Source organism: Egbenema bharatensis FJBBOT/2019 (assembly GCF_048077055.1).
Classification (GTDB): Bacteria; Cyanobacteriota; Cyanobacteriia; order Elainellales; family Elainellaceae; genus Egbenema; species Egbenema bharatensis.
Map to the genome: position 1 here is coordinate 3,166,591 of NZ_CP182236.1, position 24,583 is coordinate 3,191,173.

The following is a 24,583-nucleotide window of genomic DNA, read 5'->3' on the forward strand; positions in this document are numbered from 1 at the left end:
GATTTCTCCAATTTTGTTGCATACTTTGAGAGACTTTGCTCAGGATGTTGTCAATTCCCCCCCAAAGCCAGTTGTATTACGAGGTAGAGTCCGTGTTGGAACCGCGTCAGCCTATGACAAAATCACCCCATCGCCGTCCAGCTCGCAAACAGCCTTCCTCTGGTCAGCCCGGAGCTTCTCCAAGGCAGGAACCCCCACGGACACCACCAGCGGGAAGTAGACCACGCTCTGGCTTACAAAAGGTTTTACTGGCAATCCTGAGATCCAAATCGGGGGCAACTCCAGGGTCAAGGAAGCCGATGCCGCAGCGCGAACTGTCTCGACGAGAGCGACGACAACAGCAGCGACTGTCCACTCAGTCTCCCCAAGCTTCAGCCCCTCATTCTCCTGAATCATTCCGCCGGACTGCGGCTCCTCATCCGATGCGAGAGCAGGGGCGATCGGTGATTCCTATTGATGCTCAGTCGGAAGCCTTTCATTCTGAAGCCGTTCCCCGATCGGAAGTGGCTCCCAGAATGGATGATCCTCCTCGAACCAGGCTACATTCGGTGCATCCGAAGTCTGCTCAACGCAGGTCGCCTTCCCCATCCGCTGAGGTCAATCAGCCTCCAGCCCATCAGCCTCCAGTCGATCAGCCGACGCGCTACCCCCCTCAAGTGGCCGTTCTACGCAAGCGATCGGAGGGGCATACCAGACAGGGGCATCCGCGTCAGCGTCCTCCAGCCAAGGGAACAGCTCCGCGATCGTTTTCCATGATTGCTTTTGTTCAGGGAATGCGGCTGGTGATTCTGGGGGTAGGAGTATGGGCCATTATGGGTACCGTACTTTCGATGGCAAACCCTCAGATGCGGTCTAACCAGGGAGCTTATGCCGATGCTGAACCTCCCCAGGATTCTGCCTACGTTCAAGGGCTGAGTCCAAACAGTGCCATGGCCAGTTCCCTCATCACGGGTCAACCCATGAATGAACTGTTGCAAAGGGTGACACCGATCGCCCAGGGTACGCCCGATTTGACCCCAGGTGTCTTTGTCCTTGACCTGGATAGTGGGGATTACCTGAGTCTGAATGGAGAAATGACCTTTTCGGCTGCCAGCATGATCAAAGTCCCAATTCTGCTGGCCTTCTTCCAGGACGTGGATGCTGGAAAAATTCGATTAGATGAAATGGTGACGATGTTGGAGGGTGACATTGTTGGGGAAGCCGGGGAGATGCAGTTTGATGGGGCGGGAACGCAATACACAGCTCTGGAAACTGCTGCCAACATGATTATCATCAGCGACAATACAGCAACGAATATGATCATTCGGTTGCTCGGTGGGGTGGAAGTGGTCAATCAACGTTTTCAAGAATGGGGATTACAGCAAACGACCCTTCGCAATCCGCTGCCTGACCTGGAGGGAACCAATGAAGCATCTCCAAGAGAACTATCTCATCTCCTGGCCCGCGTCAGTGAAGGTGAATTCCTCACCATGCGCTCCCGCGATCGATTCCTGGATATCATGCAGCGTACCGTGGCCAACGGCTTGTTACCAGCGACCTTGGGACAGGGTGCAACGATCGCCCACAAAACGGGGGATATTGGTTCGCTATTAGGAGATACTGGGTTGATTGATATGCCCAGCGGCAAACGCTACGCCATTACGGTGATGGTGAAGCGTCCCCATAACGACGATCGCGCCTTTGAGATGATCCGTCAGATATCCGGGGTCACCTATGAGTACCTCAGCCAGGTTCCAGATACCTCAAATAATGTCGGCCCATCCATGCCCTCGGATGAGTCCTATGCAGAGGATAGTGGAGTCAGGTAAAGGAACGTGTTGCCCCTAAACTGGATCGGCATCAATCTGGGGTTCCCGAATCAAAAACTCCGTCCCACTCAATTCCATCGATTCGGGTTCTGCCTCTTCTTCCAGCTCGTTTTGTGCGTCCAACTGCTGCCAGAGTTCCTGCAACATTGCATCTAAGCCAATTTGAGCCACAGCGGAAATGAGAAAGATGGGAACCTCAGTAAATTGACGTAGTTGAGCGGCCAGGTCTTCCGGAGTGGAGCTATCGGCTGGCAGGGCATCAACTTTGTTTAATGCCAGGATTTGGGGGCGATCGGGTAGTCCACGATCGTAGGCCTCCAATTCTGATTGGATTGTCTGATAGGCTGCGATCGGATCCTCCTGAGTGATATCAATCAGGTGGAGTAAGACACGGGTTCGTTCGATATGGCGGAGAAAATCATGACCCAGCCCCGTTCCCTGATGTGCGCCTTCAATCAACCCTGGAATATCGGCAAACACCGTGCCATCTCCCGTTGGTTTACGCACTACGCCCAGGTTCGGGACGAGGGTGGTAAAAGGATAGTCGGCAATTTTAGGACGGGCTGAGGATAGGGAAGAGATTAAAGTCGATTTACCGGCATTGGGCAAGCCGATAATGCCTACTTCCGCCAGGAGTTTCAGTTCTAGCCGAATCCGCCGTTCTTCACCGGGGAGTCCGGGCAATGCTCTCTCTGGAGCGCGGTTGTGGTTGCTGAGAAAATGTTTGTTCCCTAAACCACCTTTGCCCCCTTTAGCCACGCAGAATTCCTGGCCAGGCTGCGTCAAATCCGCCAGAATTTCCTCGGTTTCCGCATCATAGATCACCGTGCCGCAAGGAACTTCAACGATGCGATCGCGTCCTGAGGCTCCGGTCATATTCTTGGGGCCACCACGCTGGCCATTTTCCGCCTTGAAGGTGCGAGCATAGCGAAAATCCAGCAGGGTTTGTAGATGTTCCACTGCAACCAGAATGACAGAACCCCCATAGCCCCCATTACCGCCCGACGGCCCCCCCGCAGGCACATACTTCTCCCGCCGGAAAGCGACCATTCCATCACCACCACTCCCCGCGATGACTTCAACTTCTGCCTGATCAATAAACTGCATGGAACAATACTCGATGAATAACTCGATCGGGATGGCTGGTTCACACCCAATCCCCCTCTATTCTGATAGTAGGCGATCGAGCTACAAAGCCGTTGCACGTTGGGGGAATCGCTTATGATCAAAATAACTTGCAACCCAGTTTTGCTGCCATGTCCAAGCTACAGCCTCGTTTCCTGACCGATACCTGGACGACTGCAACCTGGGCAGAATATCTTCAGGCGATCGAAGATCCCATTTGCGATCGGGCGAAGGGATATTACTACAACGGACACATGAGGCTGGAAATGCTGCCAGTGGGATCGGATCACGCCAGGGATCACAGCTTGATCCTGTTTGCGGTGAACCTATTTGCAACTTTAAAGGGCATTCCCCTCAACGCAAGAGACAACTGTACCTATCGCAAAGCAGGCCTGCAGGAATGTCAGCCTGATCTGTCCTACTACATTGGCGATCGCTCCCAGATTATTCCCTGGGGAGTCAGTATTATTGATTTGAACCAATATCCACCCCCTGATCTGGTAATTGAAATCGCAAAAACCACCCTGCTAGATGATCAGGGCGCAAAACGCTTGCTATATGAAAATCTCCAAGTGCAGGAATATTGGATTGTGGATGTGGAGCAAGCCCAGATTCTTGCCTTTGAAATCATTGAACGCGGCAGCAGACAGATCGATACCTCCCAGGTACTTCCTGGACTACAAATCGCTGGTTTGGAAGAGGCACTGCATCGCAGCCGATCGGTGGATCAAGCACAAGTTGGAGCCTGGTTAATCACCCAATTTCAGCCGTAAGCCAAACTAGTAACCAAGTACCAGCCAACCCACCCATGACCTCACCCTTCCACGTTTTTACTTACGGTACGCTCAAGCCCGGAGAACATTACTTCGATCGCTACTGCGCCAAGTGGGTAATCGAAATTCAGGAGGCGATCGCTTACGGCGAATTGTATGACCTGCCCCTGGGCTATCCAGCTATGACCTGGGGCGATCGAATCATCTATGGCACACGTTTGAGCTTCACTGAACCAGCCGTCCTCACCGCATTGGATGAGCTAGAAGACTACAGCCCCGATCGTCCACCCCAGGCTAATGAATACCTCCGGGTTCAACGCCCCATCTTTGATCTCAACACTCAACCCCTGGGGCTAGCCTGGGTCTACTGGATGGCACCCCAAAAAGCGATCGAACTGGGAGGTGTACTACTCCCGGACGGGCAATGGGCAGGTAGCAAAACGAACACCTTACCTATTGCAGAGTTCTGAGCAGGTGTTTCATTCAGGTAAATCTGTTTCGGGTAAATCTGTGAGGAATTCAGGCAAACCTGGACGATGGGGCAGGCAAACCCAGAACAAGGGGTAGGCAAGATGCTTACCCTACAGGGCATGGCTACCGTGTACACAGATCTTGGCTGAGAGGCTCCAACCCTGATAGATCCCCCTAAATCCCCCTTAAAAAGGGGGACTTCTAATCCGGTTCCCTCCTTTTTAAGGAGGGTTAGGGAGGATCAAACCCAGGCGTGGCTAGAGCAGATGACTTGTGTGTACACCGTAGACAGGACATGAAGCAGGTGGGCGTAAGCTGGAGTTGGGATGAAGCTCCCCCAGCCCTCAGTTCCCTTCAGCCTTCAACTTTCAGGGGTTTGCCTACATGCCCACTGCACTACCCAAACAGCCCTCAACCCTACTGCTGTTCATGATGCGGGTATCCAGATTCCAAGACTGCCGCTGGGATTTCAATCACTGGACGATCGAGGGCAATCATCAACCCATCACTGGGAACCGCCAACGATGCCGTTTGTTCGAGGTCAGGCGCTTGAACCATCGAAGGAGAGAGGTTAGTCTGTGGCATTCTGCCGATCAGCGCACCAACAAACAGGGCAGCGATCGCCATACCTCCCCAGGCGACAGTTCGCTTGGGACGACGCTCAATGCGGGTGATCACCTGAGCTGTGAATTGCTCAACGGGTTGTTCTGAAACCGGAACAGGAATACCTTTTAACCCCTGTCTCAGGTTCAGTAAGCGGGCATGGAGCCGTTGCATTTTTGGATCAGTAGCCAACCAAGACTCAACTTGGCGACGTTCATCCGCCGTGACTTCGCCATCCAAATAGGCACTGAGTAACTCAAAGCGATCGCGCTTCAGGTTATCTAATGCCTCCGGAGAGGACTGATCGCAACGATGACCCTGTTCATGCAACGGCAGGGGGGGGCTATAGTGGTTGCAGTCGTCAAAGTTAGACATTTTCAAAGTCTCTAAGGGTAGAGTCAGAGTTCAAGATAAACCACTCAAGAGGTGGATAGAATACAGAGCCAGGTACTAGCCACCATTACATCCCACATCCAGCAAAACTGTATTGGGAGGCACGGTACAAAGTCAAGACACTATCACACTCATTTTATTGATCCAGCATAGCCCAGCTATTTTCCCAGTCAATCCTCCAGATAAGCTTGAAGCTGTCCCTGAAGTCGCTGGCGTGCTCTAGCAATCCTGGATTTAACGGTTCCCAGGGAAACCCCTGTAATATCAGCGATTTCCTCGTAGGACATTCCCTCAATCTCCCGTAACACGATCGTGGTACGAAACACTTCAGGTAGGTCGGCGATGGCATCCCGCAGTTGGTCATAGAACTCCCGCGTAATCATGTCCTCTGCCGGCCCAGGATCAGCAGATGCAATTTCCCAATCCATTTCTCCATCATCAACGCTCAATGGGGCATCTAACGAAAGAGGGGGATTGGTGCGTTTCCGCTTCCGCAACTCGTCGTAAAACAGATTGGTTGCGATTCGGCTCAACCACCCCCGAAACTTAGGAGGTTCTTGCAGCCGATTAATATTGCGATAAACGCGAATCCAAACTTCCTGGGCTAAGTCGGCTCGATCCGTCCAGTCAGGAGCAAGATGATACAGCACTTTCTCAACGTGGGAGTGATAACGGCGGATTAGCTCGGCAAAAAGGGCTTTACCGGGGCGTAACCCTACCTGACATTGCAGGATCAGATCATAGTTTGAGAGCTTATTCACCTGTATAGGGACTTGATGAGACGCTACCTCAACGGCGAACCAGGACACAGGAAGAGATTCACTACTCATGGATAGAGTTTGTTTTTGAGGGATTCCATTTCTGAATGACGGTGACATGGATGAGATGTTCCCCATGATAAAAAGGTTTCTGATGTGACTTGGGGGTGCTGCCATGCTGACAATATCTCGGCTTACTTCAACGATATTTCCAGCTATGTCTATGGCAGTGGGGGTAGGTTCACGCCAAAGCTACTTTTCTGCGATCGATTACAGGTCGGCGGTTGAGCTATCCGGAGAATTAGACGTTTGTTTATCAATCATTCATTTACGATTTACCAATGATTTATCCACTGTTGATTGGTTAGCAAAACAAGATGTCTGTATTGATACTTCGGCTTGCCGCTCTAGCCGACTACTGTACTAGTTGGGTCAACCTGCATTTTGCGTTAAAGATGCAGCAGAAACACCCTACCGTAGGACGGTTTTTTATCTGCAACAGTTCTGAACGTTCAGAATTTTTTGAATCTTCTATTCATAATAAATCCGATCGCAGGCGATCGAGGGTTACAAATCTCAAAATGCCCCCTCTCTATTCCCGGCTCCCCACAACCCCTAAGGCCATAATTGGAGACACCATTCGCCTCAATAACTTGCTGAATAATTTCAGGTTCAATACCAGGAGATTTCGCCAGGCTATTGGGTTCCTGGGTGCAGCAAGGGCCGCTCGAACTCCAGAACGCCATGCTTGCCGCAGTTGTCCGGCTTCAAATTCTGACCAGGCACGACCCAGCAAAAAGGTTTGGATGTGGGATGCGGCTGAGAAGGCGGCCTTAATGTTGTCTTCGGGGGGAGGGGGAGGGCAGCCTCGCTGGAGGTCATCTTCGCCGATTGTTCGTCGTTGCTGTTGAAATTCCTGGGCAATGAAGTCAAAAAATTCGCGGCGGGTGGTGCTTTGGGTATGGGTAATGGAATGGCGATGAATTCGGTATTGGTAGCAGTTGATGGGCAGATACCAGATCCGAAATTGCTCTCCCAGTCGCAGTTGCAGGTCAATATCTTCTGCGGTTGTGAAGTAGGGGCGAAATCCGCCAAGTTGACGCAAGGACTCCGCCCGAATCGCGTAGGTGCAAAAATGGGTGCGCGTGATGCCAGTACAGAGTTCCTGCGTGATTTCTTCGGACTTTGTGCCACAGTTAAACTGAATGACTAAATCGCTTCTAGCATCGATCGCCACATAGTTACTGCAAACGGCGGCAAAATCTGGATGCTGCCTTAACCAGTCAGTCTGAATCCGCAGTCGATCGGCACAGTATAGATCGTCCGCATCACACCGCATGATAATTTGTCCTTGCGCGATCGATAGCCCAAAATTGAGGGCAGAGGCAATCCCTTTGCCTGGGTTAGAGACCACTTGTAGTCGATCATCTTGAATTGCTCTGACTGCTTTTAAGGAATCATCCGTTGAACCATCATCGACAACAATCACTTCCAATGAAATGGAGCTTTCCTGTAATAGCGATCGGAGTGCCTGAGTAATATACTGTTCGGCATTATACAAAGGAACAATAACGCTCACGAGCATTGACGGTTGATTAAGTGCGGGCACAGGTTAGACCTCTGGTGTTTGTTTTAGAAGATAAAGCGCAAGCCTGGCAACGGATGAATAGGGGAGAACCATTGCAGTTGACAAACTCCTAAAACGGATAGGCTTTAGCATATAAGCCCTGTTGTCACTGTTTCTGTCCATTGCCACACAACCAAAGGAACACACGATCGAATGAATGCAGCTAGCCTCGGTGGGCTATCTAGAAAAATTGCAGGTTTAGGGCTGAAGGGGGATGATGGGGCGATCGAAGGCGGGTGGCGGTAGGGGTTTGAGAAGGGCGCAACCCAGCAGGTTCCAGCCGTCTCGATTCCAGGGGAGAACTCCGATCGCTTTAAGTGCGTAGATCAGAGCGGTTGATCGCTGTTGACTTCCAAAAGCCCACCAGCCGTATTTCATATAAAAGTAATGCTGGGAAGTCCGAGTCCCTGTCGATCGCCAGGGTTCAGTCGCTTCAAAGGTTCCCGCAATCCCCCGTCGCTGCCAGGCCCGTTCGCAGGCTTCCCTGGCCTTTTGCCGTTGGTAAAGCTGATCCTGTTCACTGACGGATCGAGAATGGACTCGGTACTGGAGGACGGGTTCAGTCAGGTTTGCCAATTTGCCAATTTCTCCCAATTTCAGCCACACATCTAGATCTTCAGCTTGCCCCAATCGCTCATCGTAACCGCCAATTTGAACCAGGGATTCTCGCCGGATCAGAGCACAGGGGTTGCAGATGGGCGCGTGACCAACGATCGCCGCTTGCTGAATTTCCGCATCCTGAGTGGGGAGTTGCAGCCGAGTTAGCAATCGCCCTTTGTGATCAATCAAGTCATGCGCTCCCCCCACGCAGACGACCTCAGGATGCTGCCGCAAAAAATTTACCTGTAACGAGAGGCGATCGGGCAACGCCACATCATCGGAGTCCATGACGGCAATGAATTCGCCCTGAGATACCCTGAGCAGGTCATTACGAGTGCGAGGAATGCCCTGATTTTCGCGGCTGATCAGTCGAATTCGATCGTCCTGTTGGGCATGCTGTTCCAGGATGCGGAGGGAACCATCCGTTGAGCCATCGTTCAGGATCACGAACTCAAAATTGGTGAAGGTTTGCCGCAGAATGCTGTCGATCGCCTGAGCCAGATACCGCTCGGCATTATAGACCGCCATCACAACGGAAACAGTCGGAATTTGCGTCATGGGTTCAGGGTGGGTTGGGGGAGTGGTTTAATCAGAGCACAAGCGAGCAGCTTCCAACCATCGAGCGCCAAAGGTAAAGACTGAATCGATCGCCATCCATAAAGGATCGCAGCATAGCGTTCTCCCTGATTGAAGAAGTGCCAGCCGTAACGCAGCATAAACTCGTGGCGGGAAGGACGATCGAAGGGTCGCCAGGCCGCCGTGGCTGTAAATTCTCCTGTGATGCCGCGTCGTTGCCAGGCCCGTTCACAGGCTTTTCGCCGATTCTCAGTTTGTTCTAATTGCTTCAGTTCGCTGATGGCGCGATCGTGCTGGCGATATCCCAGGACGGTTTCTGGTAAGTTCGCCAACTGCCCAATTTCGCCGAGTTTCAAAAACAAATCCAGATCCGAGGAGGTCGATAGAGTTTCATCGTAGCCCCCCACTTGCAGCATCGCCGATCGCCGCATCATGGCTGAGGGATGGTTAATCGGTGTATTTCCCGTCAAAGCAAGCTGTTGAATTTCCGCATCGGTGGTAGCGGTCAGGTGATGCATTAATACGCGCCCCGCTTCATCAATAAAGTCATAGTTGCCCCCCACACAAACGACCTCTGGGTGCTGCTGCAAAAACTCCACCTGATGCAGGAGGCGATCGGGCAGGGCCAGGTCATCCCCATCCATCACGGCAATAAATTCTCCTTGAGCCTGCGCCAGCATTTCATTCCGCGTTTTAGGAATCCCCCGATTGGCTCGACTCGTGAAACGAATCCGATGATCTCGCGCCGCATACTCCTGCAAGATTTTCAGGGAGCGATCGGTGGAGCCATCATCCACAATCAGAAACTCAAAGTTTGTGAAGGATTGATTCAAAATGCTTTCAACTGCCACCCGCAAAAAGCGATCGTTGTTGTAGACCGACAGGGCGACGCTCACCAGGGGAGGTCGATCAGGCGGGTTAGAAGGATTCGTCGGGTTGCTCATCGGTCGATAATGAAGAAACAAGGGATGTGAATGCTGAACTGGATTTTAGGGAAAACAAGGGGCGCACTGCTATGTGCCCTGACTTATCGGGACAGCCAGGTGAGTCCATAGATAAAAATTTGCAGCTTGAGCATGAAATGTTTGCGGAAGCCCAGGTGGGGTAGCCAATCCATATATCGTTGGCGGATCAATTGCCTGATCTCGCGCTTGAGGGAATCAGAGGTGAGGGCATCTTGTTGAACAAAGGCTTGATAGAGTTGCCGCAACCGAGTTTGAATCATCGTTGCTTTTTCCCTGGACAGAACGACATCTCCGAAGTAGTACCAGTAAACTGGCACAATCCAAAATCCTCGCAACGCCCGCAGTTCCTCTTCGCTCAACTCTTCCCCAATCAGGTTCGCAATGTTTTTTCGGGTTTGAGCCAGGGATAAGGCTTCTTGCTCAGTCTTCTTCTGGGCGGAAATTGCCTGACCGTGAATCCGTTGGAGTTGGAGGAATTCCGGCAGGATCACAATTTTTCCCTGTTTGGTTAAACGGCTCCACAGATCATAATCCTGACTGTAGCGACGGGCTTCATCATATCCTCCGGCTGTCAGTGCTGCTTGCCGACGATATAGCACCTGACTGTGCCCCCCCACATGGTTATAAAACAGCAGATGCCAGGGAACCAGGTCTGCCTGACAACTGCGCTGCATCGAACCCAGAGATTGCCCCGCTGCATCAATCCACTCCATTTCACAGGACACCAGCACCACCTCCGGCTGTTGTTCCAGCACCTGCACCTGTTTTTGGAAGCGATCGGGCAATGCCACATCATCCGCATCCTGACGGGCAATGTAATTTCCCTCAGCAACCGCTAACCCTCGATTGAGTGACTTCGTTAAGCCTAAATTCTCCTGATTTTGCAGTAACCGAATTCGCCCATCTCGATCGGCATAGTCCTGTAAAATTTGCCAACTATCATCGGTTGAGCAATCGTCAATAATCAGAAACTCAAAGTCTGTAAAGGTTTGATCCAGAATACTGTCGATCGACTCCTTCAGGTAGGTGGAGCCGTTATAAACCGACATGAGGACGCTGAGGGTAGGCATGGGGAGTAGGGAGTGGGGAGCAACCGTAGGGTGGGCAGTGCCCACCATTCAGATCAGGACGATCGAGTTAGGGATATTGAGTGGTGAGGGTTCTGAAGCTGCGAACAAGTCGCTTGGGGAGCGGCACGCTGGGGGTGGAGTGCTGGGCGAGTCGATCAACGGCAAATTGGAGGATGCGATCGGCCCGTTTTTCCCAGGTGTATTGCTGAACATCTTGATAGGCTTGATTTGCCAGGGTTTGCGCGATGCTGGGGTGATCAATCAAAGTGGTGATTGCTTCTTGAAACGAGAGGGGATCGTCGGGTTGGGCCAGCAGGGCATTGTGACGATCGCGCAGGATAGTTTGGATTGTGGGCAGGGCAGAGGCGACGATCGGTTTTTTCACAGCCATATAGTCAAAGAGCTTCAAAGGACTGGTCGTATTAGCCAGTTGCCAGGTTTGGCTGGTGGGCAACAGCAGGACATCAGCCGCATAGAGATAGGTGGGTAGATCAGATTGAGGAACATGACCAATCAACTGAACATTCGTTAACCGCCGGGACTGAGCAATCGATTGAACCCGTTTCACATCCGTTGCCCAGCCACCTACCAAAATAAACTGATAGTGAGGTAAGCGTTCTGCCACCTCTAGGAGGGTGGGAATTCCTTTGTAATCTTGCAAATGACCAGAATACAAAATTAGCGGTTTTCCACCGGGCAATCCTAACTTTGTTCGTGCAGCTAGTTTAGATTGATTGGGTAAAAAGCTATCCAGATCAGTGGCACTCGAAGCTACACAAATTTTGTTTGGATCAACACCTTCTTTGATATACGACTCAGCCAGTTGTGGCGCGATTGTGACTAACCCCAGCAAGTGGGGACTCTGGACAATATCGTGATAGCCCTCATGGAGAAATTCATGCCATTCCCACATCACCGGAACTCCCATACTGAGGAGGTAACGGGCGATCGTTCCCGTGCGGGTATAGATCAAACGAGGTGATTTGTAATAAGCATAGAGCGTGGCCAATTTGTAATAATTCCAATTCCGGTAGCCTTCGGGAAACGGCAATTGACACCGCCGATGAATCGGTAAACGCACTAATCGAAATGGCTGATGGAGAGAATACCATTGCCAGAATTCTGCATCTGCCCCCGTTCTGAAGGTGCGCCAATCGCCGCCTGTAACTAGCTCAAATCCTGCCACTCGTTGGGCAAACGCCTGAGCCATTTTGGCAATTTGCCCTGTGTGGGCCATCTGAGACGGCAAGTTACCCGGAGATAGATAAATCATGGTTTGTATCCTGTCCATCGTGATCCCTACTCCTTTGAGACAGCGATGTTTGACTTACCAATTCCCAGTTGCGATGTTGATAGTAACTACCCCGATTTAAACTCTCCTGTTTTTCTACCCGAAACCGTAACCCATCCACTGCATCCAGGGTATAAAGGGTTCCATCTTTCAGGAATGCTTTCATGGTGTAACTGCCAGGCTTCAAACCCAAATAGGGCAGTTTGGCTTTGATTTGATGCTCTCCCGGTGTGACTTTGAATGCCCATTGATGTAGTTGACTATCGAGGTAGCCATTCAGGTGCAATGCCAAATTTTCATCTTCACCAAAGCGGTAAATGGCAATAAAAATACAGGCATTTTGAATTTCGATCGCCGACTTAAATTCAATACAGAGATGAACCGCCTTTCCGGTGACAGGAGATTCGATCGTTTCACCCTCTGGCGTTTCAAAATGAAATCCGGTAATCTCTGCTTCCAAATGTCGGGTCGTGTGGGAGAGCTGATGGTTCGTCCCAGATGCAGATCCGGCAATTCCAGCAGGCTGCGTCGTAAACAAATCCTCTTCGTACCGTTCCAGAACATCGCGTGGATCGCCCGATAAGGTAATCCTGCCCCGGGAGAGATAAACCGCAGAGGTGCAGATATTCAGCAACGACTGAGCATAGTGGCTAACCAGGACAAAGGAGGTTCCCTGTTCCAATAGGCCATGCAGTTTACGCTCACATTTCGATCGAAACTTGATATCCCCCACCGCCAATACTTCATCAATCAGCAGAATGTTAGGGTCGGTATGAACGGCGCAGGAAAACCCCAGGCGAGCCGCCATCCCAGAGCTGTAGTTCTGAACTGGAGTGTCGATCGCATCCCACAGTTCAGCGAAGTCCACCACTTCCTCAAACCGATCGTCAATCTGCTGTTTCGATAGGCCCAGAATCGACATATTGGCATAGACATTTTCCCGTCCCGTTAATACAGGACTGAATCCGGCCCCCAATGCAATCAGGGGAGCCACCTGTCCTCGGACTCGAACCGATCCCTTATCGGGCCGGATCAAGCCACTGATAATTCGCAGTAGGGTCGTCTTACCACTGCCATTGACCCCCACCAGCCCGATCGCCTCCCCCCGATGTAGCTCAAAGCTGACATCATCCAGGGCCCAAAACTCCTGGGATCGAAGTTTCGTATTTTGGCGACGGCTGCCCATTAATTCCCCAGCAATATCCTGAACGCCATAGAACAGCGATCGGCGTAAGCTGCGACAAAACTTTTTAGCCACCCCCTGCACCGACAGCACCACATCGCTTTCGAGGGGTTCCGGCAGAACTAAAGGAGAAGACGGATTTTCTGAAATCATTACGCACTCATCCGCTCAATCACAAACGGCATTGTGACTCGATACACTAGCCAACTTATCAACAGACCGACGATCGCAATGGCACTGGCAATCCAGAACCCCTGCGGATCAGAAATTTGTCCCCCCTCCGCTGCCAGTTCCCGCGTCGTCACTAACAGGGGAGTCACTGGATTGAGCCGTACCAACAGGGCAAACAGTCCTTCCTGGGGAGGCGGATAAATCACTGGCGTGAAAAACAGCCATGCCCCCATACCCAGGGTTAATCCTCTAGACACATCTTCATATAATGCGCCGATCGGAGTCAGCAGCAGCCCCACACAGGTTCCCAGAGCAATCATGTGGATCAATGCCACCGGAGCCAGCAGTACTGTCCAGGTGACAGGAATTTGGAACCAGAGAAACAGGGCCACAATCAAAATTAGCTTAATGCCAAAGTTAAAAAACACCTGCCCAATCCGGGACAGCATCAAGGCTTCGCGGGGGAAGTTGATCTTTGCCAACATAGGTCGAGATGTAACCACCGCCTGAATTGGCCCTGTCACAGACTCCACAAAGGTTTGCCACAGGGTCATGCCAAACATGACAAAGGCCGGATAGGGAATCTCCGTCTCTCCCACATTCAAAACATTGGCATTACTGGCGATCGTCAGTCCAGCGGCTGTCACGATCGGTGGCACAAATGCCCAAAAGACACCCAGTAGAGACTGGCGATATTGCGTACTCAGATCTCGAACCATCAGCCGCCAGGCCAGCTCCCGTGAAGCCAACAGATCGCGTCCCATCGCTTCAAATAACCGGAGGGGATGACGCAGCAGGCTTTCGGGGGTGTAGATTACTTCAGTCGAACGACGGTTTTGTTTTGGCATGGCACACCCAACGAATTGCTCTCACAACATCCAGATGAAATCCAGACGGAATCCAGATGCAGAAGCGATCATAAACCGCTCCGTAAGATTTTGTAATACTCTGGCAGCGATCTCTAACAAGTTTCCGTACAGCAACTGACCCATTCATGAAGATTTGATGAACTTGTATGCAGTCATTCTTTAAACCCGTCAATCTTACTGAGCGGATGGGGTGGGTGCAGAGGGTGGGTTCCATTTGAACTTTTTAAACTTTTGTGCAGTCAGTTTCAGAGGAATTAAACTCTGCCCCAGGTTGGGAATACTAATAATAGGTGTCGTTAAAGACATCATGGTTAACCGAAATTGACCGAAATCAATCGAACATCCATTGAATCTAAAACTTGATGACCGACCCTGATAACCGACCCTAGATAAACGACCCTGATCCCCGACCTTAGTTAGAGAGCAGCATAATGAACGCGCAGCCCTATCCCTCCGAACCCTTTGAAACAGCCCAGCACCATGAACTGAGCCAGGTTTATCCAGACGATCCCTGGCTGAACGAACTTTACCTTGACCCGCAACAAACTCCCTCAACCCCTTGCCACAGATTGAGTACTGTTCCTATCTATGCTCGGCTGAAGGCCAGGCAAATTGCGGAAGATCGCCTGATGCGCCTGTCTGAAGAACTGAGCCAACTGGCAGATGCCCTTCGCTACTTTAATCCTGTTGTTGCTGAAATCCTGGATGATGCCTGGGATGCCACTGAAGAGGCGATCGAGCTGTTGGCGGAATAATTCGGTCTAGGTCGATTTTGGATTTTAGATTTTAGATTTATGACTTTGGATTGAGTTAATGCCGGACAACCGACTGGAACCGGGCAATTACGCTATTCTAGGCTGTAGGTAAGTCGCTTTGGCGAACCCACTGTTTGTAGCTCTGGAGAGAACAGCATGACCTGGCGTAGTTCCACTACTGTCGCAGATCGGATTTTTGCCTGTCTGCCATACCTATTGCCCCTGATTGATGCCCTGCTCTTTTTTTCAGCCCCCTTCTTCAGGCAATTTCCTGAGTTAATGTTCCTGTTTGCCCCGATCGCGCCGATCGCCGGACTCTATCGCGGCATTCCTTTCATGGGGCTAATTGTCTTTGTTGCCCTATTTATGCTGGTGGTGCGGAACGAAAATATCAGCCGCTTCATTCGCTTCAACACCATGCAAGCGATCATGCTGGATATTATTTTGATTATTTGTAATCTAATTTTCACGCTGCTGCTCTCACAGATTTTCACGGGTGGGCTGCTGCTGGATACGATTTACAACGTGATCTTCCTGGGTACCCTGGCGGCAGTGATTTACTCAGTGGTTCAATGCGCCCTGGGTCGCTATGCTGAAATCCCGACGTTGTCTGAAGCTGTGCATATGCGGGTTCGGTAGGATTTGGCAAATTGAGGGGCAAAATTAATCCCCTTCACTCCCCATTCAAGGAAACGATCGCAGGTTCCTGCACTTGACGAACAGCGATCGTGTTCTCCAGTGCGCCAATTCCCTCAATCTCAACCCGTATTCGATCCCCCACCTTCAGTCCTCCAACTCCCTCCGGCGTTCCGGTCAGGATGACATCGCCTGGTAAGAGGGTCATGACTTGGCTGATGTAGGAAACCAGGACATCAGGGGCAAATACCATTTCATCGGTGGAAGCAGACTGAACCGGTTCAGGATCATCGTTAATGAAAGTCTGGAGCCTGGCTCCCGCCGTTAGCTCTCGAACGATCCAGGGCCAAGGGGGCAGAAAGTATCGAAGCTTTTAGCCCGCGTCCATTGCCCATCCCGCTGCTGTAAATCCCTGGCGGTTACATCGTTGGCGATCGTATAGCCCCAAATCTTGGTACGAGCTTCCTCTGGGGTGCAGTCGATACAGCGTTCCCCAATCACCAACGCCAGTTCTCCCTCGTACTCTACCCGTTGAGATTGCGCTGGATAGAGAATAGAAGTCTCTGGCGCAATGATCGTTGTCGAAGGTTTGATAAACAGGAGGGGTTCTTTGGGAACTTCTCCTCCCATTTCGATCGCATGCTTGGCGTAGTTTTTGCCCACTGCCACAATTTTGGAAGGTGCACAGGGAGCCAGGATCTGATAATCCGTTGGCTCCAGCCGTTCCTCCATCGGTTGTCCCTTCATCCAGGGTGGAGCATCCAGAATTTGCACCTGCCGATCGAGGTGAAGTAGACCGTAGAACAGTTGACCTGTTGGAGTTTGAACGCGGACGTACCGATGCGCCATAGCTAAAGTAAGTTAACCTGGTATATGATTGTAAATCCTTGCCTCTGATTCCAGACCCACTTCGAGCTGTCAAATGCAGGAAATTAATTAAAGCCTGCAATAAAACAGGTGCGAAGGAGTTTTAAGCGGCCTCATGTCCAAAAGGAGAGATTTTCGCCATGCCACAATACGAAACAATGTACATTTTGCGCCCAGATCTGGGTGATGAGCAAACGGATCAAGCGATCGGTAAGTATCAGAATATTCTATTAGAGCAGGGTGCTGAAGCAGTAGATACTCAGCATCGGGGCAAGCGTCGATTGGCTTACGAAATCCAGAACCACCGGGAAGGGGTGTATGTTCAGATGAACTATACCAGCAGCGGAAAGGCGGTGATGGCAATGGAAAAAGCAATGCGGCTCAGTGAAGATGTGATTCGCTATCTCACGACCAAGATGGAAATTCCGGCCGAAACCCCTGAGGCGATCGAAGCTTAGGAATACAAATTCAATAACCTGAAACTCTTGTGGGGTGGGCATCTTGCCCGCCCAGCCAACCCAGGACAATCGCCCAGGGCATCTTATCCAAAGTCCTTAGGGGATGCGGCAAAATAACCTACCCGTCAGGGGCGCACTGCTGTGCGCCCTTACAGCCGGTTTTTGCAAAAACTGGGATGCCCTTGGCTTATCCTCACTTTGTTTGATCGGATGTTTTCCAATCAAGCCCGATGCCATTCTGTGACTCCACCCGGTTTGTCGATTAGCACCACTCCCTGAGCCTTCAGTTCATCCCGAATCCGATCGCTCTCCGCCCAGTTCTTCGCTTTCCGGGCTTCCTTACGCTGTTCAATGAGAGCCTCAATGTCAATTCCTACTTCGCTAGACAAAGAAAGTTCACTTGAAATACGAATCTCGTTTGGTAGGCTTTCTTTTTTCTCGACCTTCAATCCCAACACCTGCGCCAACACAACCAGCGTTTGCCATTCGCTGCGTAGAGCCTGCGGATCGCTCTCTGATTTACCCGCATGGGTGATAATATTTCCTGCTTTCCGTAACTCCTTCGCCAGTTCAAACAACACCGCCATTGCCGCAGGGGTATTGATATCATCGTCCATTACTTCCTGGAAGCGTTTTACAGACTGGCTCTCCTCAGGAATTCGCATAAATTCCGGGTTGCCAAAGGAACTATCCTCTACATCCGTCCAGCCTATTTGCTTGCCGTACTTATAGCCAAACAACAGCCCTTCCTTCAGGGTTTCCCAGCTATTCTTGGCCGATTCGATCGCCTCATCGGTAAAGTCGATCGGTTTACGGTAATGGGCTTGCAGGACAAACAGCCGCAGGGCCATCGGATCAGGGGCATTGGGCGCATCCAGCAAGGCTCGAATCGTGGTGAAGTTGCCCAGGGATTTGGACATCTTCTCGCCCCCAACATTCACCATGCCGTTGTGCATCCAGTACCGCGCCAGCGCATGACCCGTCACCGCTTCCGATTGGGCAATCTCATTTTCGTGGTGCGGGAACACCAGATCGGCTCCGCCCACATGAATGTCGATCGTTTCCCCTAGACGATCGCGCACCATCGCCGAGCATTCAATATGCCATCCCGGACGACCTTCGCCCCAGGGAGATTCCCAGGCGGCTCTCCGGGCTTGGCTGACTTCCAGAGGGCAAAGTCAAACGGGTCTTTTTTCTTGGGAGCATCGGGATCGCTGTCTACCCGTCCGCTGGCTCCCGCCTGCATATCGTCCAGCTTGCGCCCGGAGAGCTTGCCGTATTCTGTAAAGTTCCGCACTGTGTAGTACACATCTCCCTGGGAAGCGTAAGCAAACCCTTTTTGCTCCAGTTCATGGATCAGGCGTTTGATGCCATCCAGGGTGTGAGTCGCTCGTGGGTACTCATCCGCCTCCAGGATATTCAGCCGCGCCATGTCCTCAAAGTAGGTTTGCGTATAGCGATCGGCAACTTCCTGCATGGTGGAGCCTTCCTGCCTGGCCCGGTTCAGGATTTTGTCGTCAATATCTGTAAAGTTCTGCACATAGCGCACCTCATAGCCGCGCCACTGTAAATACCGCCGCACCGTATCCCAGACAATGTACGATCGCGCATGACCCAAATGGCAATAGTCATACACCGTCACACCACAGCAATACATCTTCACCTTGCCCGGTTCGATCGGTTCAAAGGGTTGTTTACGGCGAGTTAGGGTGTTGTAAAGGGTGATGGACATTGGGAATAGGAGTGGGGAGTGGGGAATAGGGAGTGGAGAGGTTAGTGGGATTTCCCGTTCTTGTGGGATGAGCATCTTGCCCGCCCTTCTTGTGGGATGGGCATCTTGCCTGCCCTTCTTGTGGGATGGGCATCTTGCCCGCCCTTTCCACATCAGACTAGAAGCCTGCGCTACGGGTTTCGCCACAAATTCCAGAAACGAAGACTAAAAACTTAGCACTTTCCTTTGGATCTCTCATCCGTCATCTCGGTTGATCAGCAATAATAGGAATGACTATTGGTTGTAACCTGGCCATTCCGCATCCGACGCGCTGGCTGTTGCATCTCTTAAACTTTAGTCTATATCCTGACGTTTCCGATTACTGCGCTATGTCATCAGCAGTTACTTCAAACCCATCCTCCGCTATGGAGGTCGAAAAACACGGACTTCCCGTCACCATCATCACCGGCTTTTTGGGCAGTGGCAAAACGACCCTCCTCAACCATATCCTGACGAATCAGGAGGGCTTGAAGACTGCCGTTTTAGTGAATGAATTTGGTGAGATTGGCATTGATAATGAGTTGCTGATCTCCCTGGAAGGTAGCGACGACAACATGGTGGAGTTGAGCAACGGCTGCATTTGCTGCACCATTAACAATGACCTGGTAGATGCGGTGTACCGGGTGCTGGAACGCCGCGACAATATTGATTATTTGGTGGTGGAGACCACGGGGTTAGCCGATCCCCTGCCGATCGCCCTCACGTTTTTGGGCACCGAACTGCGGGATCTGACTCGGCTGGATTCGATCGTTACCCTGGTGGATGCCGAAAACTACAGTTTGGATCTGTTCAACAGCCAGGCGGCCTATAACCAGATTTTGTACGGCGATATTTTGCTGTTAAATAAGACAGATTTGGTGGATGAAGCCGATCTCGATCTGCTGGAGTCCAAAATTCGGGATGTCAAAGAGGGAGCCAGAATCCTCCGCACATCCCATTCCAAGGTTCCCCTTCCTCTGGTTCTCAGCGTGGGGCTGTTTGAGTCCGACAAGTACTTTGAGGCAGAAGACGGGCATTCTGACCACGATCATCACGATCATGACCACTCCGATCATGCGCATGATCACGCCCACGCCCACGATCACCATGACCACTCCAACTGCGACCATGATCACGGGCATTGCGAGCATGATCATCCTGATCACGACCATCATGACCACGATCATCACGCCCACGAGCATCATCACCACCACTCTGATCACCTGGCGATCGACGGCTTCACCTCCATCTCCTTCCAGAGCGATCGCCCCTTTGCCATCAAGAAATTCCAGTATTTTCTGGATCATCAACTGCCCCAGTCGGTCTTCCGGGCGAAGGGCATTCTCTGGTTTGATGAAAGCCCCAAACGCCATATCTTCCACCTGAGCGGCAAACGCTTCTCGTTGGATGATGAAGAGTGGAAAGGTCAGCCGAAAAACCAGGTGGTGCTGATTGGTCAAGATCTGGATGCTGCCACCCTGCGGGAACAGCTACAGCACTGTGTCTGTATGCCGTCTGCCAATCGCGGTAGGGGTTTTGGCAAATAAATTAATTTCATGACCTTATCCTGTTTTGCCTGCCAGACGGTTCGGGGAGAGGCAACGGCTCCAGGAGGCGTTGTCTATGAGAACGAATACTGGTTAGCCGATCACTGCATTGGAGCGATGGGGATCGGCTCGATCGTCGTGAAGACTAAAGCCCATCGGGAGAACCTGTGGGAGCTGACCGCAGAGGAGTCTACGACTTTGGGCCCGACCTTCAGGCTGATTTCGGAGGCGATCGTCCATGCCCTGGGGGCAGAGCGGGTTTATGTAACCCTCTGGGTTGATCAGTCCCCGTACCATGTCCACTTTGTTCTCCAACCCCGCTATCCAGAACCAGCCGAATGGAACTTGAAGGGATGGCAACTGCAATCAATGCGTAACCTTCAGGGAACGCCGGATCCGCTGCAAATGGCTGAAGCCGCCCGAAAGATACGACTTTACCTGCAAAACCGTGAATGAGGCTCGGTTATCCAGATGGACTATTCCATAAGTCGGGTTTATGCCATAGAAGGCTGACAAGTGTACGCATTTATTTTGATTTGGGATAAGGTTGGGAGGGCAAATCAACCAGACCTATGAATGTTTTTTCTTTGCTCATCCTGGCGATCGCAGTCAGTTTGGATAGTTTTGGCATTGGAGTGGCCTATGGCGTTCGGCGCATCTCTGTCCCGGTTGGATCGCTCATCGTTATTACTGTCTGTACCATGCTGACTTTGTTGCTCGCCGTTGGTACGGGAGGGGCAGTGGTTGCAGTGATCTCGCCAGAACTGACGGAGGCAATCGGTGGATTCTTGCTGATGGGAATTGGCGTATTTGCCATCTTAAACCAGTTGAAGGCGGAGTTTTTTGACCGCTCTCAGGCATCAAAACCCGATCGAGCCTTAGAGTCATCCAGAAATCGTCGTCAATCCCATCGTTTTCCAATCAAATCAATTTCTGCAATCCTCCGTAACCCAGTGGCGGCTGACTTCGATCGCTCCAGCTCAATTTCCGTTGATGAAGCGTTTGTTCTTGGGGTAGCTGTTTCTCTAGACTCCTTCATTGCAGGGATGGGAATTCGCCTCTTAGGATATTCCCCCTGGCTGATCATTATCATCCTGTCTCTGATGAGTAGTGGATTAATCTACTTTGGCATTCGGCTTGGCATCGCAATCTCCGAACATCGCTGGACGAAACAATTGCCCTACTTCCCCGGGACGCTACTGATTATCATTGGGGTTCACCGATTGATTTAGCGGTTTTAAGGCATTACTACAGAGCTGATGATCCGGAGACCATATGACGAAGAAGGGCATGAGATGAAGTATGCGCGTAGTGGTTCAACGAGTTAAATCTTCTCAAGTGACAATTGAGGGTGAAGTGGTAGGCAAAATTGGTCGAGGGCTAAACCTGCTGGTGGGCATTGCTGAAACCGATACCGAGGCAGAGCTGGACTGGATGGTGAAAAAGTGCCTGGATCTGCGGCTGTTTCCAGGAGAGGAGGGCGATCGCTTCGATCGCTCAGTGCAGGAGATTAATGGAGAACTGCTGGTGATCAGCCAATTCACGCTGTACGGAGACTGCCGCAAGGGTCGTCGTCCTTCCTTCGATCGAGCCGCCACTCCCAATTTTGCTGAAAAATATTACGAACGATTTGTAGAAAAATTGCGCCAAAGTAGGCTGAAGGTAGAAACTGGACAATTTGGAGCCATGATGCAGGTGGCGATCGAAAATGATGGCCCGGTTACACTTTTGTTGGAACGGGAGGCGGATCAGTCCCTCTAAACCAATCTCCTCAGGCAGAAAGATGAAGCAAATCTGTAATTTCAACGATATAAGTTTTCCAAATATAAAATAACCATTCCACGGTTGACGACTTATAAAATCACCTGTTAATGTGAAGAAACCTTTCAGAGTTTTGTAATCTCAGTAACGATTTATGGCAAAAACGGCCGTCTCTAGCTCAGAGCAACCCTATCCCAATCCCTGCTTTTATCGCTCTGATGCGCAGCATCGGTCGGTTCAAACCACTGTGTTTTGCGATTTTGACGGCCCCATTGTTGATGTGTCCGATCGCTACTACAGTACCTATCAACAAGGGTTATCGGAAGTAAAGTCCATCTACGAAGCTGAGGGAGAAATATTGCCTCTCGTCATGCTGAGTAAGGCTCAGTTCTGGCAGATGAAGCAAGAGCGTACCCCCGATCCTGAAATTGCCCTGCGATCGGGCTTGCGTGGGCAGCAAATTGAACGATTCTTGCAGCGAGTCCGTCAGATTGTGAACCAGCCTGATTTGCTCCACCGGGATCAGTTGCAGCCTGGCGTAAGATGGGCTTTATCGTTGCTTCAGGCAAGAGGGATGCGCCTGGTACTGGTAACGCTCCGTTGTCAGCAGCAAGCTGAAAGTATTTTGCAGCACTATGGCTTGATTCAGTTTTTCAGTGAAATTTACGGTTCAGACAATCAGCAGGCGGCCTACTTCAATCAAGCCGATCACAAAACGCAGCTCCTGAAGACTGCGATCGCCTCCTGGCAAAGCTCTGTTCGTTTCCCAGAAGCCGCTTCCGCCTGGATGATTGGTGATACGGAAGCCGATATTCTGGCAGGGCAAGCGACTGACATCCCCACGATCGCCCTTACCTGCGGCATTCGCAGCCAAAACTATCTGCAACGATTTCAACCCACCCACATCCATGCGGATTTGGTGGCTGCCACCCATTACTTAGTAAAGACTCAGGCGATCGCAGCATAGAGGTAGAAATTAGGGGATGCGGCAAAATAACCTACCCATTAGGGGCGCATAGCCATGTGCCCTTATAGCCAATTTTTCCTCAATCTGCCTCTAAATCGCTCATTTGCTCCCACCAGCGGCTGAGGGGATAGTAGACCGCAGGGGCCCATAGGCTGCTGAGGATAGCTGAACTGAGGGCAACCTGCTGATGGTAGAGCCAAATTTGCCCTAAATTTCGTCGGGTTTCGCCGCTTTCTGCCCAGAAACTTTGCCAGCTAAATTGTAAGGCAACGACCGTTTCAGCGAGTACCGCCATCCCAAACACAATTAAGGCGATCGAGATAAAGTCTTCTCGGATGTAGCGTTGTTTTTGTAGCCGTGCCGTCAAAATTCCAACGATCGCCAAACTGACAGCATGGGTAGGAGAAGGGGAAGTCATACCATCCTGAATCAGTCCCAAAATTAGACCCGCCAGTGCTCCCTGAACTGCGGTGCGTTTAACGCTCCAGGCAACGACCCAGATCAGCAGCCAGTTGGGACTAATGGACAAAATTTCCATCCCTGGGAAGCGCGTGGGCAACAGCAGCAGGCAGATCAGCACTGAGCCAGCGATTACGCCATAGTCGAGCAATCGCAGGGTGAAGGGATGCAACCGCGATAAATTCAGGGTACTGATCAATCGTTGCGCCTCCTTACATAAACCTGTTTTGGGGTAAACCCGTTTGGGCTAAATCCTGCGAGCTGGTTTGTCTCAGCCAGGTTAGTCGATCGGAGATGGCTCGATCGCCCCTTGCAAAAGCTCATTGGTTCCCTCGGTTAATTCATCTACTTTAGGGTTAGGGGAAACCAGTACCCACTCCAGCGAACTAATTGGCGCGGAAAGCTCGATCACCGCTTCAGGGGCTGGACTTTTGTTTAAATTGACTGATTCAATAATGCCAACGGGCAACCCTGGTGGAAAAAGCTGGCTGTAAGACGATGTAGACACTACATCCCCCGGACGAACATCGGGAACCTTGTCAAAAAATTCCATCACGACCCGGTTGGCTGACTGTCCTCGAATGTAGCCCATTGACCGCGATCGGCTGACCGCTACGCCCACCTGGCTCGTGGGATCACTAATCAGCAAAACCCGACTGGTATTGGGTGTAACTTGAGTCACACGCCCGACAATCCCCCCTTTGCCAGCTACAATAAATCCGGCTTGAATCCCATCTCGGCTACCTCGCCCCAAAATCACCTGCTGCCACCAATGGTCGGCACTACGCCCAACCACCGGAGCCACCACTCCATCGCCAGGATTTTCACCCACATAACCGAGTAGCTCTTGCAGTTGGCGATTCTGGCTTTCTAGCTCAACCAATCGTTGCTCTAACTCCAGGACTCGCGCACTTTCGATCTGCTGCTCCGGAGCGACTCCGCCTGAAAAAGGATGACTCAACCATCGGTAAAGCTCCAGCACGGCTGCACCCTGAGTTTGCCGAATGCCCCACGCCACCAGCAGAGCCAGGCCAATCATGCCCAGCCGAATTCCATTTCGATCCCACCAACGGCGTAGTGCGTACATTCAACCTCATTTA

General features: G+C 51.4%; 25 protein-coding genes and 2 pseudogenes. 12 read left to right on the plus strand and 15 right to left on the minus strand.

Going from position 1 to position 24,583, the window contains the following annotated elements:
• The first annotated feature begins 113 nt into the window (after positions 1 to 113).
• A complete protein-coding gene (locus ACM1PF_RS14655; protein WP_416675802.1) occupies positions 114 to 1,808 on the plus strand; it encodes a serine hydrolase in 1,695 nt (564 codons plus the stop codon).
• A gap of 15 nt (positions 1,809 to 1,823) precedes the next feature.
• Here the strand turns inward: ACM1PF_RS14655 and obgE are convergent, their stop codons facing one another.
• Positions 1,824 to 2,915 carry a GTPase ObgE gene (obgE, locus tag ACM1PF_RS14660; RefSeq protein WP_416675804.1) on the minus strand — a complete coding sequence of 364 codons (1,092 nt, stop codon included), beginning with the start codon at positions 2,913 to 2,915 and terminating at the stop codon, positions 1,824 to 1,826.
• A 149-nt stretch (positions 2,916 to 3,064) separates the two neighbouring features.
• On the opposite strand from obgE, the gene ACM1PF_RS14665 reads away from it, so the two are divergent.
• Both ACM1PF_RS14665 and ACM1PF_RS14670 read left to right on the plus strand, forming a co-directional pair.
• Positions 3,065 to 3,706, plus strand: coding sequence for a Uma2 family endonuclease (locus ACM1PF_RS14665; protein WP_416675807.1), 642 nt, complete (start codon positions 3,065 to 3,067; stop codon positions 3,704 to 3,706).
• Between the two features lie 35 nt (positions 3,707 to 3,741).
• Positions 3,742 to 4,176: a gamma-glutamylcyclotransferase family protein gene (locus ACM1PF_RS14670; protein WP_416675810.1), complete on the plus strand. Its 435-nt coding sequence runs from the start codon at positions 3,742 to 3,744 to the stop codon at positions 4,174 to 4,176.
• A gap of 418 nt (positions 4,177 to 4,594) precedes the next feature.
• Here ACM1PF_RS14670 and ACM1PF_RS14675 read toward each other — a convergent pair whose 3' ends face one another.
• Entirely contained in the window at positions 4,595 to 5,155 is a 561-nt protein-coding gene (locus tag ACM1PF_RS14675; protein ID WP_416675812.1) for an anti-sigma factor family protein, read from the minus strand.
• Between the two features lie 188 nt (positions 5,156 to 5,343).
• Positions 5,344 to 6,003 carry a sigma-70 family RNA polymerase sigma factor gene (locus ACM1PF_RS14680; RefSeq protein WP_416675814.1) on the minus strand — a complete coding sequence of 220 codons (660 nt, stop codon included), beginning with the start codon at positions 6,001 to 6,003 and terminating at the stop codon, positions 5,344 to 5,346.
• A 103-nt stretch (positions 6,004 to 6,106) separates the two neighbouring features.
• Between ACM1PF_RS14680 and ACM1PF_RS14685 the strand changes: the two genes are divergently transcribed.
• Positions 6,107 to 6,358, plus strand: coding sequence for a hypothetical protein (locus tag ACM1PF_RS14685; RefSeq protein ID WP_416675817.1), 252 nt, complete (start codon positions 6,107 to 6,109; stop codon positions 6,356 to 6,358).
• A 165-nt stretch (positions 6,359 to 6,523) separates the two neighbouring features.
• Here ACM1PF_RS14685 and ACM1PF_RS14690 read toward each other — a convergent pair whose 3' ends face one another.
• The 7 genes from ACM1PF_RS14690 to ACM1PF_RS14720 all read right to left on the minus strand — a co-directional run bounded on the left by ACM1PF_RS14690 (position 6,524) and on the right by ACM1PF_RS14720 (position 14,262).
• Positions 6,524 to 7,540 (minus strand): glycosyltransferase family 2 protein, encoded by a 1,017-nt coding sequence (locus ACM1PF_RS14690; protein WP_416675820.1) that lies wholly within the window; start codon positions 7,538 to 7,540, stop codon positions 6,524 to 6,526.
• A 216-nt stretch (positions 7,541 to 7,756) separates the two neighbouring features.
• A complete protein-coding gene (locus ACM1PF_RS14695; protein WP_416675822.1) occupies positions 7,757 to 8,716 on the minus strand; it encodes a glycosyltransferase family 2 protein in 960 nt (319 codons plus the stop codon).
• Positions 8,713 to 9,678, minus strand: a complete 966-nt coding sequence (locus tag ACM1PF_RS14700; RefSeq protein ID WP_416675825.1) for a glycosyltransferase family 2 protein — start codon at positions 9,676 to 9,678, stop codon at positions 8,713 to 8,715. The genes ACM1PF_RS14695 and ACM1PF_RS14700 overlap by 4 nt, the downstream gene beginning before the upstream one ends.
• An 83-nt stretch (positions 9,679 to 9,761) precedes the next feature.
• Positions 9,762 to 10,769 carry a glycosyltransferase family 2 protein gene (locus tag ACM1PF_RS14705; RefSeq protein WP_416675827.1) on the minus strand — a complete coding sequence of 336 codons (1,008 nt, stop codon included), beginning with the start codon at positions 10,767 to 10,769 and terminating at the stop codon, positions 9,762 to 9,764.
• A 67-nt stretch (positions 10,770 to 10,836) separates the two neighbouring features.
• Positions 10,837 to 12,060, minus strand: a complete 1,224-nt coding sequence (locus ACM1PF_RS14710) for a glycosyltransferase (RefSeq protein ID WP_416675830.1) — start codon at positions 12,058 to 12,060, stop codon at positions 10,837 to 10,839.
• Complete coding sequence (locus ACM1PF_RS14715) at positions 12,020 to 13,396, minus strand: ABC transporter ATP-binding protein (protein WP_416675832.1); 1,377 nt, start codon at positions 13,394 to 13,396, stop codon at positions 12,020 to 12,022. The genes ACM1PF_RS14710 and ACM1PF_RS14715 overlap by 41 nt, the downstream gene beginning before the upstream one ends.
• On the minus strand, positions 13,396 to 14,262 hold the full coding sequence (locus ACM1PF_RS14720) for an ABC transporter permease (protein ID WP_416675834.1): 867 nt from the start codon (positions 14,260 to 14,262) through the stop codon (positions 13,396 to 13,398). Before ACM1PF_RS14720 ends, ACM1PF_RS14715 begins: the two co-directional genes overlap by 1 nt.
• A 452-nt stretch (positions 14,263 to 14,714) precedes the next feature.
• Here ACM1PF_RS14720 and ACM1PF_RS14725 point away from each other — a divergent pair, with 452 nt between their 5' ends.
• Both ACM1PF_RS14725 and ACM1PF_RS14730 read left to right on the plus strand, forming a co-directional pair.
• Entirely contained in the window at positions 14,715 to 15,038 is a 324-nt protein-coding gene (locus ACM1PF_RS14725; RefSeq protein WP_416675836.1) for a hypothetical protein, read from the plus strand.
• 156 nt (positions 15,039 to 15,194) lie between these two features.
• Positions 15,195 to 15,677: a Tic20 family protein gene (locus tag ACM1PF_RS14730; RefSeq protein ID WP_416675838.1), complete on the plus strand. Its 483-nt coding sequence runs from the start codon at positions 15,195 to 15,197 to the stop codon at positions 15,675 to 15,677.
• 34 nt (positions 15,678 to 15,711) lie between these two features.
• Here the strand turns inward: ACM1PF_RS14730 and ACM1PF_RS14735 are convergent.
• A pseudogene (locus ACM1PF_RS14735) lies at positions 15,712 to 16,523 on the minus strand (fumarylacetoacetate hydrolase family protein).
• A gap of 158 nt (positions 16,524 to 16,681) precedes the next feature.
• Here ACM1PF_RS14735 and rpsF point away from each other — a divergent pair.
• Positions 16,682 to 16,999: a 30S ribosomal protein S6 gene (rpsF, locus tag ACM1PF_RS14740; protein ID WP_416675840.1), complete on the plus strand. Its 318-nt coding sequence runs from the start codon at positions 16,682 to 16,684 to the stop codon at positions 16,997 to 16,999.
• Between the two features lie 221 nt (positions 17,000 to 17,220).
• On the opposite strand, the pseudogene cysS reads toward rpsF, so the two are convergent.
• Both cysS and ACM1PF_RS14750 read right to left on the minus strand, forming a co-directional pair.
• Positions 17,221 to 18,731: pseudogene (cysS, locus tag ACM1PF_RS14745) on the minus strand (cysteine--tRNA ligase).
• Complete coding sequence (locus tag ACM1PF_RS14750; RefSeq protein WP_416675842.1) at positions 18,694 to 18,864, minus strand: hypothetical protein; 171 nt, start codon at positions 18,862 to 18,864, stop codon at positions 18,694 to 18,696. The pseudogene cysS and the gene ACM1PF_RS14750 overlap by 38 nt, the downstream one beginning before the upstream one ends.
• Before the next feature lie 235 nt (positions 18,865 to 19,099).
• On the opposite strand from ACM1PF_RS14750, the gene ACM1PF_RS14755 reads away from it, so the two are divergent.
• From ACM1PF_RS14755 to ACM1PF_RS14775, 5 genes are all read left to right on the plus strand, one after another.
• Positions 19,100 to 20,296, plus strand: a complete 1,197-nt coding sequence (locus tag ACM1PF_RS14755) for a CobW family GTP-binding protein (RefSeq protein WP_416676650.1) — start codon at positions 19,100 to 19,102, stop codon at positions 20,294 to 20,296.
• A 9-nt stretch (positions 20,297 to 20,305) separates the two neighbouring features.
• The gene (locus ACM1PF_RS14760; protein ID WP_416675845.1) at positions 20,306 to 20,752 is read left to right on the plus strand and encodes an HIT family protein; all 447 of its coding nucleotides are present in this window, start codon (positions 20,306 to 20,308) and stop codon (positions 20,750 to 20,752) included.
• 116 nt (positions 20,753 to 20,868) lie between these two features.
• The gene (gene ytaF / locus ACM1PF_RS14765) at positions 20,869 to 21,528 is read left to right on the plus strand and encodes a sporulation membrane protein YtaF (protein WP_416675847.1); all 660 of its coding nucleotides are present in this window, start codon (positions 20,869 to 20,871) and stop codon (positions 21,526 to 21,528) included.
• 70 nt (positions 21,529 to 21,598) lie between these two features.
• Complete coding sequence (dtd, locus tag ACM1PF_RS14770; RefSeq protein WP_416675850.1) at positions 21,599 to 22,057, plus strand: D-aminoacyl-tRNA deacylase; 459 nt, start codon at positions 21,599 to 21,601, stop codon at positions 22,055 to 22,057.
• Between the two features lie 154 nt (positions 22,058 to 22,211).
• Positions 22,212 to 23,024, plus strand: a complete 813-nt coding sequence (locus ACM1PF_RS14775; RefSeq protein ID WP_416675853.1) for an HAD family hydrolase — start codon at positions 22,212 to 22,214, stop codon at positions 23,022 to 23,024.
• 79 nt (positions 23,025 to 23,103) lie between these two features.
• Here ACM1PF_RS14775 and mreD read toward each other — a convergent pair whose 3' ends face one another.
• Together mreD and mreC are read right to left on the minus strand one after the other, a co-directional pair.
• Positions 23,104 to 23,682, minus strand: coding sequence for a rod shape-determining protein MreD (mreD, locus tag ACM1PF_RS14780; RefSeq protein ID WP_416675855.1), 579 nt, complete (start codon positions 23,680 to 23,682; stop codon positions 23,104 to 23,106).
• 81 nt (positions 23,683 to 23,763) lie between these two features.
• Entirely contained in the window at positions 23,764 to 24,570 is an 807-nt protein-coding gene (gene mreC / locus ACM1PF_RS14785; protein ID WP_416675858.1) for a rod shape-determining protein MreC, read from the minus strand.
• Positions 24,571 to 24,583: the final 13 nt, after the last annotated feature.